This is a genomic window from Stieleria tagensis (assembly GCF_024129865.1).
Taxonomy (GTDB): domain Bacteria; phylum Planctomycetota; class Planctomycetia; order Pirellulales; family Pirellulaceae; genus Stieleria; species Stieleria tagensis.
The window spans coordinates 90,721-106,430 of the sequence record NZ_JAMYFE010000069.1 but is presented as its reverse complement, the minus strand read 5'-3'; the positions used below and the strand labels follow the sequence as shown (position 1 = coordinate 106,430).

At 54.0% G+C, this 15,710-nt stretch carries 12 protein-coding genes; 4 read left to right on the top strand and 8 right to left on the bottom strand.

From position 1 onward, the window contains the following. Positions 1-19 precede the first annotated feature (19 nt). Positions 20-373, bottom strand: a complete 354-nt coding sequence (locus NHH03_RS17305) for a helix-turn-helix domain-containing protein (protein WP_253158243.1) — start codon at positions 371-373, stop codon at positions 20-22. A gap of 543 nt (positions 374-916) precedes the next feature. Further along, the gene (locus tag NHH03_RS17300) at positions 917-1,120 is read right to left on the bottom strand and encodes a hypothetical protein (RefSeq protein ID WP_253158242.1); all 204 of its coding nucleotides are present in this window, start codon (positions 1,118-1,120) and stop codon (positions 917-919) included. On the opposite strand from NHH03_RS17300, the gene NHH03_RS17295 reads away from it, so the two are divergent. From NHH03_RS17295 to NHH03_RS17285, 3 genes are all read left to right on the top strand, one after another. Then, a complete protein-coding gene (locus NHH03_RS17295) occupies positions 1,119-2,978 on the top strand; it encodes a glycoside hydrolase family 97 protein (protein WP_253158241.1) in 1,860 nt (619 codons plus the stop codon). The two genes, NHH03_RS17300 and NHH03_RS17295, sit on opposite strands and share 2 nt — an antisense overlap. A 266-nt stretch (positions 2,979-3,244) precedes the next feature. Continuing rightward, positions 3,245-5,419, top strand: a complete 2,175-nt coding sequence (locus tag NHH03_RS17290) for a TerD family protein (RefSeq protein ID WP_253158240.1) — start codon at positions 3,245-3,247, stop codon at positions 5,417-5,419. Between the two features lie 718 nt (positions 5,420-6,137). Continuing rightward, positions 6,138-6,878: a phytanoyl-CoA dioxygenase family protein gene (locus NHH03_RS17285; RefSeq protein WP_253158239.1), complete on the top strand. Its 741-nt coding sequence runs from the start codon at positions 6,138-6,140 to the stop codon at positions 6,876-6,878. 245 nt (positions 6,879-7,123) lie between these two features. On the opposite strand, the gene NHH03_RS17280 is transcribed toward NHH03_RS17285, so the two are convergent. From NHH03_RS17280 to NHH03_RS17270, 3 genes are all read right to left on the bottom strand, one after another. Next, positions 7,124-10,873: a protein kinase domain-containing protein gene (locus tag NHH03_RS17280; protein ID WP_253158238.1), complete on the bottom strand. Its 3,750-nt coding sequence runs from the start codon at positions 10,871-10,873 to the stop codon at positions 7,124-7,126. Further along, positions 10,851-11,444 (bottom strand): sigma-70 family RNA polymerase sigma factor, encoded by a 594-nt coding sequence (locus tag NHH03_RS17275; RefSeq protein WP_253158237.1) that lies wholly within the window; start codon positions 11,442-11,444, stop codon positions 10,851-10,853. The genes NHH03_RS17280 and NHH03_RS17275 overlap by 23 nt, the downstream gene beginning before the upstream one ends. Before the next feature lie 300 nt (positions 11,445-11,744). Beyond that, complete coding sequence (locus NHH03_RS17270; RefSeq protein ID WP_253158236.1) at positions 11,745-12,029, bottom strand: hypothetical protein; 285 nt, start codon at positions 12,027-12,029, stop codon at positions 11,745-11,747. Between the two features lie 390 nt (positions 12,030-12,419). Here NHH03_RS17270 and NHH03_RS17265 point away from each other — a divergent pair, with 390 nt between their 5' ends. Then, positions 12,420-12,740, top strand: coding sequence for a VF530 family protein (locus NHH03_RS17265; protein WP_253158235.1), 321 nt, complete (start codon positions 12,420-12,422; stop codon positions 12,738-12,740). 14 nt (positions 12,741-12,754) lie between these two features. Here the strand turns inward: NHH03_RS17265 and NHH03_RS17260 are convergent, their stop codons facing one another. From NHH03_RS17260 to NHH03_RS17250, 3 genes are all read right to left on the bottom strand, one after another. Next, complete coding sequence (locus NHH03_RS17260) at positions 12,755-13,213, bottom strand: hypothetical protein (protein WP_253158234.1); 459 nt, start codon at positions 13,211-13,213, stop codon at positions 12,755-12,757. A gap of 405 nt (positions 13,214-13,618) precedes the next feature. Continuing rightward, positions 13,619-14,524, bottom strand: a complete 906-nt coding sequence (locus NHH03_RS17255; protein WP_253158233.1) for a M28 family peptidase — start codon at positions 14,522-14,524, stop codon at positions 13,619-13,621. Next, positions 14,524-15,576, bottom strand: coding sequence for an ADP-ribosylglycohydrolase family protein (locus NHH03_RS17250; RefSeq protein ID WP_253158289.1), 1,053 nt, complete (start codon positions 15,574-15,576; stop codon positions 14,524-14,526). Before NHH03_RS17250 ends, NHH03_RS17255 begins: the two co-directional genes overlap by 1 nt. Between the last annotated feature and the right edge of the window lie 134 nt (positions 15,577-15,710).

The window sequence follows — 15,710 nt, the reverse complement described above, 5'->3', positions numbered from 1 at the left end:
CTTTTACATAGAAATGAAGCTACCAGTCACCGTCGCGCACCTCACGTACGAGACGCAGTACCGCATGGTCCGGCAGATCCTTGAACTGCCGGATCAAGTCGGCAAACAACTTGGGCCGACGCCGGATAATGGCCTGCAAATCGCCAGAGACTTTTCCGGCAAGCGCTAACAAAACGTCAGGGTCTTCACCCAGCTCACTCGCCAAAGCGGCAATGGTTTTTTCCGACGGAGGCGCCTGCTGCCCTCGCTCGACCTTACTGAGGTACGAAGGCTCGACACCGACGCGCGCGGCGAGCTGCCGGACGGAAAATTTTGCATCGCCAGCCCGGCGTTGTTCGCGAACCTTACGTAAATAGTCACCGAAATCGCTCATCCGTGTACTATATACTACACACCCCACAGTGCAATCCTGTGAAAGAAAAAAGTTCTGAATCGTGCCCCTCGGCCGGAGCAATGTGCGACCGGGTTCTGCCCGAAAATCCGCAAAGGATTGATGACCGGTGATACCCGCGTGCTCTACCTCGGCTGGCTGGCGTGCAATTGGGACGAAGAATCACACGAGCCACCAAGATGCTCGCCGAATTTCGTGACGCAGTAGGCGGCGGCGAAGGATCACGAATGGCGTACCAAGCCGCCCGGAAAATCGCGAAAATGCATTCAAGGAACAAGGATTGAACTACCGATGACACGCCGCGCAAAACCTATCTCGCTGCGTTACTGGTCTGGCATTCCAAGATGCGACAACGGATCAATCACACATGCGTCTGAATCAAGATCGCAAATCAACTTTGCCGACCGCCTCAACTCGCTGACGGTTTGCTATGCCGGCGATATCATTGTCGCAACAATCAATTGTAGCATTGCAAAGTCGCCTTCTAAGAATCATTGAGGCAAGCATCGTTCGCGCAGTACAATACTATGCGACCTCCGGATTCAGTGCTTGTGGGCTGAGTTCGACGTGGATGGTGCCCAGTGATAGGATTTGAAGCGATGCATAGGCGTTGAGCCGAGTGAAAACCCACAAGGCGATGGGAATTGATCCCAACCGGACCAAATCCGGCGACGACAACACTTCGTAAAACCGCAAAACACGAACCCAAAGTGGCGTTGCCCAGCTCATGAAGTCTCTTCAAATCCTGTCGTTGTTTCTGCTGATTTTCCTTTCGCCGATCGCGACTGATCACTGCTTCGCCGCGCAGGAAGTGGCTATTTCGTCGCCATCGGGAATTCAGCAGATTCATTTCTCGCTTCTCAACGGCGTGCCGCATTACAGCGTTTCGTACGAGGGCAAGAAAATCTTGGCAGATTCCGCCCTGTCGCTGGATTTCGCCGGCGGCGAATTTCGAGACGCACTTGCCGTCGAACGACAACAAACTCACTCGCAGAATGACAGCTGGGTGCCGGTCGTCGGATCAAAGAGTTCCTACCCGGACTCTTTCAACGAAGTTATCATCCAACTTCGGGAGGCTACGGGCAAAAAGAGACGCCTCCATCTGACGTTTCGAGCCTACGACGAAGGTGTTGCCTTTCGGTATTCAATTCCCGAACAAGAGGGGATCGAAACGCTTCAGCTGAATGCAGAAGACAGCCAATTTCAATTCACAGACAATCACTTTGTCTACTGGGACGACTATCCACAGGCTGAGTATTCCAGAGTCCGAATCTCAGAAATGCCCGGCCGTTCAATCCGCCCGCTGCTGGTCGAAGCGGGGCCACATTTTGTCGCCATTGCTGAAGCCGGATGTCTGGAACATTACGCACCAATGATGTTGAACCGGTCCGGTCAGAATCAGTTGATCACCCGATTCCGAAGTGGAACTGTGACCGCAAAGAAAACGTTGACGACTCCGTGGCGAGTCATCATGGTAGCGGACCAGCCTGGCACCCTGGTGGAGAACCACTATCTGCTGCAGAACCTCTCGCCACCGTCAGCACTCGGTGACACATCTTGGATCAAACCGGGTAAGGTGTGGCGCAGTAGCCTGACGACCGATGGAGCCAAAGCAATCATCGATTACGCGGCCGCCAATCATTACCAGTACGTCCACTACGATGCTGGTTGGTATGGGCCGGAGCGTGATGCAAAATCGAATCCGCTGACGGTCATCCAATCGATCGACATGCAGGAAACAATCCGCTATGCGAACGACAACGGCATCGGGTTAATCTGCTACATCAACAAGATCGCAATGGCCGACTACGACCTCGACAACACGTTTCGTACGTTTCAGCAATGGGGCATACGAGGCGTTAAGATGGGGTTCGTGGACTGGAAAAGCCAATCCGATATGGAATTCCTGTTCGCCGCGATTAAAAAAGCGGCCGAGTACAAACTGATCGTTGACATCCACGACAACTTCAGGCTGACCGGAATCGAACGCACCTACCCGCATCTGCTGACGGTGGAGGGTATTCTCGGTAATGAAGAACGCCCCGATAAAGGCAACCCGCCGAAAAATGTACTCACGACTTCGTTTGCCCGCATGATCGCAGGCGCCGGTGATTACACGCCCTGCTATCTAAACGGTCGAGTCGTCAGTCGTTCGTTTCAGCTCGCATTAGGAGTCGTCTTTTACAGCCCACTGCAATACCTGCACTGGTACGATCAGGCCGACCGCTACGCCGGCCGATCGTTCCCGGAGCTCGAATTCTGGAAAGAAATGCCAACGACCTGGGATGATTCCAAAGTGATCCACGGTTCCATCGGCAGCTACATGACGGTGGCCCGGCGCAAGGCCGACCGCTGGTTTGTCGGCACGATCGTCAACGAAGACCGCACTTTGGAAATCCCTCTCACTTTTCTCGGCCCCGGAACCTTCACCGCAAAGATCTACGCCGAAGATCCAGAAGATAAAAAACTGGTCACCATAGAATCGAGACAGGTGACCGCAAATGATTCCCTGAAAGCAACCATTAGCTCCGGTAGCGGCTGCGCGATCCTGATTATGCCTCAGGTGTCAAAACCGACCCGGCGATAGCGGCAAACAGGCAGCCAAACACACATCGCGGTCATGTCCGCGCGGTAGAAAAAACCATCTGACCATGGATCACCAAGCCGCGAGTTCATGGCCGACACTTGATCCAATCGTAACGGCCGAACGCATCGACCAATCCCCAGGGCTGCTTGGTTTGAGGCCCGGCTCGCGGAGGCGGATGGGATACACTATCACTCTTTGTCCATTCTGGATGAAGTCTCGTCGGAAGGTTGCGACGGGCGATCTGATTATTTCCGAATTCTAGTTCAATGACCGATCGGACTATCCAACTGATTGCACTCGATCGCTTGCGGATCGTCGCGGCCGTTGACGGTGCAGCGACGCCTGAGAAACGTGCCGTCTATTTTGCAGAACTTGCAAAGCTTGGTTTTCGGTTTACCAACCCAGCGGAGTTTCGAGATTCGTTGCTGGATGATTACGACGTGATCGTTCACTCACTCGTCAAAATGCGGGGCGGCGATGTCGATTATGTACCCCTGTTCCAGTGTTTTCCAGCCAACGTTCCAGAGCAAGGTGAGTATCTGCTGCGCCGGATCATCGGCTACTTGGGCAACGTGCTGGGACAGTTCAGCGAGGGAGTGAAATTGGATAGTGGTGTGATAGTGCCTGAGTGGCTCTTTGACTTGGCGGCTTTCGGTGCGGACCCAATTTCACAGATGCAGGATATAAAACTGTTCCGGGCAGGTGTGCAGAACCAAGCGAGTCGAGCCGGGGACAATCGGACACAGTGGATTGACCTGACTATCGTTAATCCAGAACAGTTGTCGCAGCGACTGATTGAATTTTGCCAATCGAGTTTCTACTCGGCGTCGTCAATCAAGGACGGGATTCGAGCGGACTTAACTCAGTTACTCGATCACTTTGGAGGCGAATGCATTGACGCCAACTGCGTTGTTTTCAAAGAGACTCGGGCATTGTTGGCCCGTTATTATTGGCAACGAGATCAATTTGTGCGTGTCGCTGAACTGATTGATACACCGACGGACCTGCTACGCCTTTTTGCAGCATTGACCGACAGCGATATTTCGCTTGCCAAGCCGATCAAATTCCCGCCGCTGAAACGCTCACAGCGACGATTCATTCTGGGTGAACTCGAACGATTCAGTTCGTTGGCCGAGGATTTCAACCGTTATCGAGGTCTTTGGATCGCTGTCGCTAGATCGTTGCACGCGGGTGAATACAGCGGTCGTTTTCCGAAGGCTTGCGCGGCGATCGCGGAACTCCGTCGGGGGCGGGTAGGCACGTTCGCGTCCGAGGTCGAGCGTGCGATCGCGTCGGGCGATCTACCTGAAGCGTTGGACCTGCTCAGCCGGCGGCCAGGTCTGTTTGCACGACGATTGCAGCAGTTATTGGGATGTTTTGCTGATCAATCCGCCGAAGTTCTATCGCAGTTTGGATCGGCTGCGTCGCAAGTGCCGTTGAAAAATTTATTGATCATGGAAACGCACTTCCGCACCGTTTACGCCGAGCGTTTTCGGACGGTCATCAACAAGAAGGGACGGATTCGCATTATCGAAAACCTAGCCCCGATTTCGAGGGAAACGGCATTGGAAGCAGTCCGAATTGTCGGAGAATCACTTCGAGCCAAAATAACCTCAGAAAAAGATTCCTGGAGCGGAAAGCAGGTTTATATCGACCCGCGGCTTCGTGATTACACGGTTCCGCTTTCGCAGCGCAATGTCTCGGACGGCTTGCTCACCTTCGGTCGCGGCAGTCGAATTCCGTTGGCCGCCGGAAGTGTTTTGCGACTGTTTGTATATTGGAAAGAAACATCGGCGACGACCGATCTTGATTTGTCTGTCATTCAATTCGACGAGGGGATGCAATATTCCGGCCACGTCAGTTACACGAACTTGAAAGATGCCGGCATTGTTCACTCGGGCGACATTCAATCGGCTCCCCACGGCGCGGCCGAGTTCATTGACATTGATTTGGCGACCGTCCGTAAACTTCCGAATTGTCGGTACATCGCTCCGCAGATCTATCGTTACGCTGGCGACAGCTTCGCCGATCTGATCTGCCACAGTGGTTGGATGATCCGCGACCGAGTCGATCCCGCATACACTTCGTTTGACATCAAGACGATTCAAAACAAATTCGACCTCAGCGGAACGTCGAGTTTCTCATTGCCCATCGTCGTTGACCTGCAGGCAATGAAGATCATTTTTGTTGACCTGTTTGTCGGGCACGTAAAGCAGCACAACGCGGTGGAACGATCGACCGAGGACATCTCGTTGATTACCCAGCAAATGGTTCAGATGATACGGACTCGCCCGAACCTGTTTGAATTGGCGACGCATCACGCCGTGGCTCGCGGCGCTGCGGTGACACAGGACGCCGATGAGGCGAACATCGTTTTCGCGGTAGACCATGGGAATTTTCAAGCGGGCAACGTAACGAAGTGGTTGAGCGAAATGCTATAGCCACCGCATGATGCGACGTTGATCGCGATTCGCTACAATACGTTCTCGCGGGGGAGGCCTAGACGATGCTTCCTTCTATCCCTTCGGGGTCGTGATTACAGCGTCGTCAATTTCCTCGCCTGCGTTTCTTCTAGGCTCAGTCCGGTTGTGGTGGAGTAATATGAGAGCGGGAGAAAGGAAGAAAGCGTTGCCGCCAAGAGTGAAGCGGACGACTCGCGTCGGCAAGGATTTGACTGCCGAAGTATCCATGAAAGAACAGTCGGAGAGGTTACTGCAAGCACGTTGGTATGGACTGGCGATGTGCGACTGAATCACCATCAGATACGAAGTCGTTGTGTTAGACCGTGCCGGCTCCGCAGCGGATTGCACACGCTGGTCCTTGCGTCGGATTGTTTTCGTAGATGTCAACGTCGCTCACGGACGTTACCGATGATGTCAAGCTCACATCAGCCATGTCGATTTTGTAATCGTCGCCAAGACGTTCCACGTTGATGAGGTAGAATGGCCTGCCCACAGACATCCGAATAATGTTTTCGCAGTTTACGGAAGCTTGTAGGAACGCCATATAAAACCATTTTCTCCGCCTCCGCTGGATCGATCCGGTTTTGCGTGTTGGTCTGAACTAGCGCGACGATGCACTTCGGGTATGCTGGGATGGAGATCATTGGTGCAGCGTTTTGTTTGACGAATTGCATGATGGTGTGGCGGGAGAAATCAGATGGATGTACAGAATCTGCAACGCGATGGTTTCTGTTTGCTGAAACAAACGGTGACAAAGGAAGTAGTCGAGCGCATGTTGGACATTTGTCGCGCCACGTTTGACATTGATTCCGAGGACGTGCGGGCACGATCCAGTCGTGGACATGTTTACGCGGCACGAAATTTAATCGCTTCGATCCCAGAGGTCACAAGGGTTTGGCAATGTGAGTCGCTCGTGGCTTTTTTGCGTGAACACCTTGGCGAATCGTTTGGGTTGGTGCGTGCGTTGTTCTTTGACAAGCCGCCGGATCGGACTTGGGCGTTGGCTTGGCACAAAGACACAGCGATCGCGGTGAAAGACAACTCGATCGTTTCGGAATCATTCTCGCGGCCGACGACCAAGGCCGGTGTGCCGCATGTGATTGCGTGCGATGAAGTGTTGAAACAGATGTTGACATTGCGGATTCACCTCGATGAAGTCACCGACGAAAATGGACCGCTGCGGGTCATTCCTGGATCACACGTTTCATCGACGAGTGAAGGCGACGGGTTGAATGCGACCGTTTCCGTTCACGCACAAGCCGGCGACGTGCTGGCCATGCGTCCGCTGATAAGTCACTCAAGCGGCGTTTCTCGGCCAAACACCCAGCGGCATCGCCGCATTTTGCATTTGGAATTTGCATCATCACCGATTTTGCCCGACGCGATGACTTGGCATGACTTTGTGCCGCCATCTGCGGTGCCCAATGACGCGGCATAATCCAATCCAGCCCATGATCTGAGTCATTCCAAAGTGAACGTTCATGAATTACTTCGGTGGTGGCAAAACCCACACCCGGATTTGGTGAGCGTCCTCCCTCCTGTCCGCCATAGAATTCCGACGAATCACCGTTGACCGGGCTTCAAAAGAGTACACGTGCCCGACAATCGATACGTCGGTGTCCCCAAGTCATCTGCCTTCGCGCGGTCGTTATTGCTGTCCTGGTCGTTGTCACGCTGGTCGATTCAAGGATCCTTTTTGGCTCTCAGCGCTTCATTGCCAAGAATGAAATAGTGCTCCAACTCTGGCGGAAGTCCTTCTCCCTCGCCTGTCACCCCATGACGCCCGGCCCGCACGTACCAGTGGAATCCTTTGCTATGCTTCGTGATTTCCACTCGCACTGGTGAATTATCTTTCGACCAACCGAGTAAAGTGGGATAAGCGTGTGATCTCGACTTCCAAATTTCATCGAATGCTCGATCACTTCTCGTCTTGAAGGCATCAAAGATTTGTTCACGCTGGGCGTCGGAGACAATTCCCCCAAGCTTCGACCAGAACTCGTTGGCTAGACCATTGCGGTCCATTGAAATATCACCGATCTCAGCGATCAGGTGCCCATCGGCCGCTCTGGAGTAATCAGTCCGATCATATTCGTCGTCCACATACTTTGCCCAGATCTCAGAGAGCAGTGCATTGACTGCGGAGCGTGTCTTCAACTCCAGATCGAGTGTATTTGCAAATTCCTGTCGAAGGGACACTTTGTCGGCTGAATCCCAGACCAAGCAGTACGAACTCTCGTCTTGTTCATCGCGAACTTTGGTGGGCCTGGAAGCGAATTTAGCCACGTCAAACGTCATTGGTGATCCAACCTGGGCGTACGTCGATGCCTTCAATAACTCAGCGATTTTGTCGTCGATATCGCGTGTGTCGTAGCCACCTGCACCGTAGTTCAGCATTTTCATTTCCGGCTGCAGGATACCCTCTGCGTCGATGAGATAGACCGAGGGATAGGCGTCGATTCCCCAGTCAAGCGATAGCGGAGCATCGAACAGTGGCTGTGGAATCACGGTGAAGTTCAGGTCGCCACGCTGTGAAGCGGCACGCAGACTCTCGTGATCATCTGTGGCGATGATTCCGACGACTTGCATGGGCGCCGAACTGTACTTCGCGACCAATTGCCGTATCGGACCGTACATCTCTTTGTAGTCGTCGTTGTGGCCTTCGCCGAAGATCAACACCACGACTTTCCCGCTCAACATGCTTGATTGAAATGGCCGTCCGTTAACGTCAGTCGCTTCGATAGCGGGTGCTTTCGCGCCTGGGGTCACCCTGTTGATCGCGTGAGAGAGCCTGATTGCCGCAACACCACCCGTGCCGTAGCGTTGTACTCGGACGTCGGAATAGTCATCGGCCAAACGTGCCAGTTTGTCGTTCAAGTCCGCGCGCAGCTGATTGAAATCCATCCCCTCAAGCTTTTTGAGCATGTTCAGCAATTCGATCTTTGCCTGTGGTGAATCGTCGTCTTCGCTAGTAAGCGACTCTCTGTTTCTGCGGATGATTGCTGGCAGTTGCGACTCCCCCGTCAAACATCGATTTCCCTCGACAAGCTGCGCGATCAAGGCCTCGGCCCGCGTCTCGGGATGGGGACTCTTTTCGCCCAGGGTTTGCAAGTATCCACCAGGCTGCAAAAAAGACGGACCACTACTGAAATAGGTCTCATACTCGTCCAGTCCTTGATGATCCACGTAGTGCTTGAGTACTCGATTCGCAGCCTCCACCCGCGCCCTGCCTGCACGGGACGCCGGATCGACTAAAAAGAACGCCGCCGGCTTGGCAGCTTCAATCAAGGCCTTCAAACCCACATCGGTACCGCGGTGCTGCTCTTCAAACGCCAGGTACTTAGCCGGCATGATCTCGCGCGGGTCCATCTCGTTGCGGACTCGATTCGATTCTGCTTCGTCCGCTGCCTCGCTCACCGCTTGATGGTAGACGTTTCGAAGTTCCTGGTGTTCGGACTGTAGCGCCGCCAACATCCGGGATGCAGGATCGGCCTTGGTCGGATTAGCGATCGAATTGAAACCAAGGGTGCCTGATACGACGTGTTCTATCTCCGAAAAGTACACGCCGCCGATCCCGTTTCCGGTTGTACGGTCATAAAATGTGATATGCGGACGTCCGATTTTTCGAACAACTTTTGAGAGTGTAAATTTATGGGTTCCCCGTTTGGCTTCCACACGTTGGCTTGGTTGGATAGGCGTGGCAACCGGTTTCTCGCCAGCCTTCAACGTCGTCGTCGAATAGAAACACAGATCAGCAGTGTCGGCTGACTCAAGCGTGTACACTCCTTTGACCGTCACCGTTGCTCCGACCTCAAACCCGTCCCCTGACGATGTCACCGTTTGTATTTCTATCTGATCACCTTCGGCGAATTGAGATTCACCGATGGCGATTTCAATTGGTTGAAGCGATCCGGAAAGTGGATTCTGAACCGAGACATCAGAACGTACAATTTTGGCGATTTCTCGATCACCACGATGTATCAAAACATGACCGTTCTCGATGTCTATCCCGTCGGTGGGTCCATCGATTTTAACCACATAGTTCCCCGCCGAGATTCGAACTGTTTCTCCCGATTGGTTGACGGTCAATTGTCTGACGGTTTCATCGCCTTTCACAATTCGGATCGCGACATCATCCACTTCCGACTCAATCGTCAGCGTGCCTTTTTTCAGTTCCAACACGATCAATATGCCCGCTAGAGCAAAGACGCCGAACAAGGACAGGGCGACGAGCAAGCCGTAGATTCGTGACCGGCCGCCACTTGCTGCGAGTATCGGTAGGGTTGCGGGACCCGCAACTGGCGCCGTCGGTTCGCTAGGACGGACGACGATCTCCGGTTGCTGCAAGTGGGCGTGCCACTCTTGCAACAGTGTTGCGACATCCGTGGCGGCCGGATAGCGATCTTCGGGTGACTTAGAAAGTAGCTTGCCGACAATCTGTTCCATCCAGTCGGGAACTCCGGCGTTGATGCTCCGCAGGGAACGAGGCTGGTCGTTGCCGATCCGATTGAGCACGCCCATTGTGGTTTCCGCTCGGAACGGGCTGCGGCCGGTGAGCATGAAGTACATCACACTGCCGAGCGAAAACAGATCACTACGATGGTCGATCTCATCGCCGTGAGCCTGTTCGGGCGACATGTATTGCGGGGTGCCTGCGATCACACCGCTGCGCGTCATGCTGGCGTCGTCAACGGCGCGGGCCAAACCGAAGTCGGTGATTTGCACTCGCTCAACGCCGTTTTCAAGCAAAATATTCGCTGGCTTGATGTCGCGGTGAACGAGCCCTTGCGCATGCGCGGCGGCCAAGCCTTCGGCGACTTGCATCGCAATGCGAACGGTTTCGATGAGAGACAACGGACCGTCGGATTCGACTCGCTGTTGCAGGCTTTTGCCTCCCACGACTGGCATGACCAGATACGGCAGGTCGGCATGCTCATCGACCGTTTGAATCGGCACGACGTGAGCATGCACGACAGCTGCCGCACTCTTGGCTTCCCGCGAAAATCGTTTTCTCGCCGCCGCGCTGGTTGCCAGTTCAGGTGCCAGCACTTTCACGGCGCAGTGTCGATCGAGCGACGTGTCGTAGCCGCGCATCACAATCCCCATCCCGCCGCGGCCAAGAATCTCCATGATCTCAAAGCGGGCGAAACGTCCTAGAGAACCCGGATGCTCGGTGGGTTGTAGGAACGTCGCGGGATTCGCTCGAATCTTTTCTTGATCCGGACACACAGGACTTTTGCCAATGTCCACGATGGGATCTCGCAACAATTCTCCGGCAACATCCATGGTCAGTCCGTCAGCGAACAATGATTCAAGCCTCGCCTGACAAAGCTCGCATTCTTCAATGTGGGAAGTAATCTCGGCGGTTTCAATGCCGCCTTCTTCATTGACAAAGCGGCCCAATGTCTGGCGGTCATAATGAAAACGGGCAATCATCAGACTGTACCTCTTTTCGTAGTTGTGCCAAAACGCGACAGCGAGCGACGCGAACCGCTCCTTCGGTTTTCCCAAGTCTTTCAGCGACTTGTGCGATCGAATTTCCTTCGACCGCCGTTAACCAAAACGCATCCCAGGTGGGTCGGCTGACTGAATCACGCATTCTCTCGGCGGCTCGAGCTAACAACGCTCTTTGATGTTCAACTCTCAGCAGCGATAGCGTTTTATTTTGGTCTAACTGCTGTCCCAACATCACGTGGACGTCTGAATCGCCACTGCCAATGTCGCGGGGTCCACGAGTCAGTTTGTTGACGACCAAATCGCGTGCGATCTTCATCAGCCAGCCGCGAAATGATCCGCCATGTTGAAAATCAAATTCGCCAACTTTACGACCAACGGTCGCAAACACATCCTGAATTAAATCTTCAGCATCCGCATGCTGCAGCCCACGCTGACGAGCAACTCGATACACAATCGGCTGATACAGACTTACAAACTCCGCCCAAGCATCATGGGATGCCGGATCGCGTAGCTTGCCGATCAATGACGGTCGTGTTTCTGGACCCTGCAATATTTGCCTCCATGAGATACCCACACGAAAGTCCAAATTGTTACAGAAAACGTTCCAAAATTTCTGTTCAACGTGCCCGTCATGCCAAATCGGGCCGGGAATCGCTGTATCTGAGAGGGTGGTGAGGGCAGAAAAATGGCTTTATGCAAATTCAATCGCCGTGCTGTTTGTTCTCTACCACCGCCTCAAAACCCTTCGTTCGCCCATTCATTTTTCCACTCCGCTCCTGAGTTTCATTCTTTTGCCAACTTTGAGGAATCGCGTGAAAGATCGTCGGCTTTAAAATGTGTCCGACATTTTTCAGGCTGGATCAGCAAGAATCTTCCCGGTTCGGTCGTCCACTCTGTGCAGGCGAGTCACACCTCCAGACGCACCCTCGCCTGGCTTTAGGGAGACCAACCAATAGGGTTCGTCAGGCACATTGGCGGCAACCATCGCTTGAAGGATCGCCAGATCATGTACACCGTTCTCACTGTACAATTTTGCGTGGAACTCCTTTTCCCGGCGAATCCTCTCCGTGTCAAAGAACACTGCAGAACACTTCGTGCCTGGCGGAATATCACCAAAGTGTTCAATGACAATCATGATTGCCGCCTTTTGATCGATTTCTCGTTTTGTCAACGCTTGCTCCTATCTCCTAACACTTGCATCACTGAACACCGCAGCCTGCCACAGAAACCGTGCAGACAGGCATTCTAACCCACCCAAGAGAACCGTCGAGCGATCGTTGCAGAGCGAGTTTGCCATCACAGCCAACGTCACAGCGCTGTTAAATGACACCGCAATGCTCTACATTCTCCCATTCCGAACTTTGCAGGTATCCTTGCTCAGGTCAGCCGATTTCGCAGAGGGAACGCAAGACGCACTGGACAATGCGTCTCGCGCCGAATTGGCCCAGCTCCTGCATACCAAACGACTGATGCGACGGGGCACCGCTCGTAGTCGACTGAATCAAATCAAAGCTCAATCACCGCGATGAATCAATCTCAGCCCAACAATCCGCTGCACGGAATCACGCTCAAAGCCATCCTCGAATACTTGGTCGCCGAGTACGGTTGGGACCGACTCGGGGATCGGATCAATATCCACTGCTTTCAATACGAGCCGAGCATCAACAGCAGCCTGAAGTTTCTTCGCAAAGCGGACTGGGCGCGGGCCAAGGTCGAGCGGCTGTACCTAAATTCCATCAGCTTCGACCAGCGGAAAGGCAAGAACAATGTCGATGTCGATGTCGATGTCGATGAAGAACCAAACGAAAGGGGCAGCGTTTGGGATCGAGCACGTCGGCAAGAGTAAAGGTCGGCGCGGTTTCAGAGCCCCGAGAGCTGATGGTTGTAGTCGAATTGCAAATCGGGATGAACTTTGTCGATCGCCTTGTCAATCTTCTTTCGCTGCGTGGCGTACATGTTCTCGCTGACACGGCAGCCGCCGAAGCTGATTCGCTTGTCCTTGATCCGCCGGCAAAAGTGGATTCGCACCTGCAACTCAGTTTCCTTTTCACCGGAGAACCGCAGCGACTTGTCCATCCAACGGACGACTTTGCGAAGCGTCTTTTTGTGGATTTTGCCGGGCACGTTTAGTTGCCGGTCAATTTCGTCGCACAGTTCTTCGGCGTAACCAATCTCGTCGTCGGCTTTCATCAGCAAGTACGTCAGCAGCTCTTTGCTCTCGACTTTGAACTTGGCCAATCGAACACACACATCAAGCAAATCCTCGTGATCGAGCTTGACGAGTTCCTTCTTCAACTGGCTGATCGTGGCGGCTTTCATGACGTCTCAAAGAACCTGTAAATGCCCCCGTGGCGAAGGGGTGAAGCGACAACACCATCGTAACCGGCAACCACACGACCGGGAAATGCTACTGGTCTGTCGTTTGAAAACAAACGAGTTGATCGACCGCATGGCGAGCTCCTCGCAAAATCACCGGGGATTGATTGACTTGCAAGTGAGGGGGATGCCTCATCGGCCGTGAGAGGCTGACCGTTCGGTCGGCGGGAAGGTGTCGCGAGCAAACGCCACAGCGAAACACTGCCACTGACTGGGATACGACTGCGATGGGCGGCATCGAAGAAGCTACCTGTTTAAGAACTTTAACAAGATCCACAACCGAAAAGCTTTATTGAACTGAACACTGCCAAATCGGCGGTGCGTTCGTCTGCACGTGAGTGATTCCTGCTACCGCAGCAGCCGCCGCATGGCTGAGGCGACACCAAGGGTGACTTCGGTCATGCGTGGGTAGTCGAGAGTGTCAGGAGTATCAGTTGCTCGGTGGTAGTTTGGATTGCGCAGATAGCTGGTGTCGGTCAACATCAATGCGGGATAACCCTGATCCCAGAAAGAACTGTTGTCGCTAAGCCGAATTTCGTTGATTTTTTCGGGCAGGCAGATTGAGAACAATGGCATCCGCCGTGTTCCGCGTTTGAATCCGCGGCGGAAGTGCCAATTCAGTTTCCATGACGGCATGTTGCCAACGGCGGCAAGGAAGTTGCCTCGATTGGGGAAAAACCGGTGCATCCATTTTGGGATCGCCGGTGGGATGGCTTGCGAGTCTTTTGTCAGGCAATAGTAGCCGACCATTTCCAGACAGAGCATTCCAACGATGTTGTCGCCGCGGCGACGTGACTCGCGGGCATGGTGCTGGCTGCCCATCGCATCGACGTTGAAATACGGCGGCTCTTCACAAGCGAACGCGACATAGCGAGCGGTCCGCCGGCCGGTGTGTTCACTAAGCAGTCGACTGACTTCCAACATGACCGCCACTGCCGAAGCATTGTCATCGGCGCCGGGTGTTGAAAATACGGTGTCGTAGTGAGCCCCCAGCAATACGATCTCGCCGGCACGTTTCATTCCGGGTTGCTCAACGACCAGGTTTGTGGCTTCATCGCCGAGCGCGTCGTAACACTCGCGGACAGTCGTGTATCCCATCTCGGCCCACTGACCTTCGATATAACCAATGGTCGCCTTGATCGTCTTCGGTCTTGCCAACGTGCGTACTCCGATCAGCCCCGCAAGCCGATCGACATGCAGGCGGAGATTCGCTTCGATTTCGTTGCGGTCGATGCTTCCTGTTTCAACGGACATCAGTATGGCGGGGCAAGGCGGCGGAAACCGTGAAAGAGGACAACGAAAAGAAACAGCAGATTTCGAACGAGTACACTGAGCGGATTGATGGAGGGAACCTTGTGGTTCGGTTTCCCGTCGATCGAGTCGGCCAACGATTCACCGAGTGAACACATCCATGTCACACTGCGTGGCCATTCCCACAGACCATCAATCCACTCATCGGGAACACCCGTTCGACCAACGCCTGTGCCAACAATCCCGCCGACGATCGCAGCGGTTGTGTCAGCGTCACCGCCACACCCGATCATTGTGGTGACGGCCTGTGGAAAGTCCTTCGGGTGCGAGAGCCAAGCATGAATCGCGACTGGCACGGTGTGATACGTGTATCCGGTGACACCTTTCTCCAGCCCCAAGATTTTCGCAAACGCCTTCGTTGGATCACCGACTCGGACGCTCTCGACTGCTTTGCGAAGCAGATTGGCCAGTTCTTCGCCTTCGTCTCCGATTGCATCGACAACTTGCGCGAGCCAAAGGTTCGCATCGACGGCGTCGTGGTCGCGCGAGTGCTTCGCCGCCAGCGCCACGGCGATTGCTCCGTATTCGGCTTTGGGATCGCTGTGGGTCAGTCGTGAAGATGCGCGCACCATTTCCAGCATCAGCGGAACATCGTCGATCGCTGCACCCATGATTGCCGCACGCATTGCCGGTCCGTTGCCTGCGGAAAAGACGCCCGCATGCTTCGGTTTCACCCCCACCCACAATTTGACTCCCGCCCGCGCGGTCGCTTTGCCAACTCCTGCCGGTAGAGCAAGAATCCACCACCGCAGGCGCCGCGCAAATCGCTTTGTGAATATGTCCACATCATCATGTGCTTCAATCAACGACTGAGCCACCATGCAAGTGTGCTCGGTGTCATCCGAAACCATGCCGCGTCCAAAAAAGAATCGATTGCGATCCGGAGGTCCCAGCAGTCGCTGAGCCCGTTGTGGCGAGACGCCTTCGTAGGGAAGCCCCAACGCATCACCGATCGCGGTTCCCAAGACGCATCCGATGATGGCGTCGCGATTCATTGCTGAGATGTTATTCGAATTGAACAATGACGATCCGTCCACGTCCTGATCAAGTAAATCGTCTTTTACGACTTCAAGTCTGCTCATGGCCGGCTCACTTGGGGAACGTCAAATAGTTGACCGGCACCGCATCG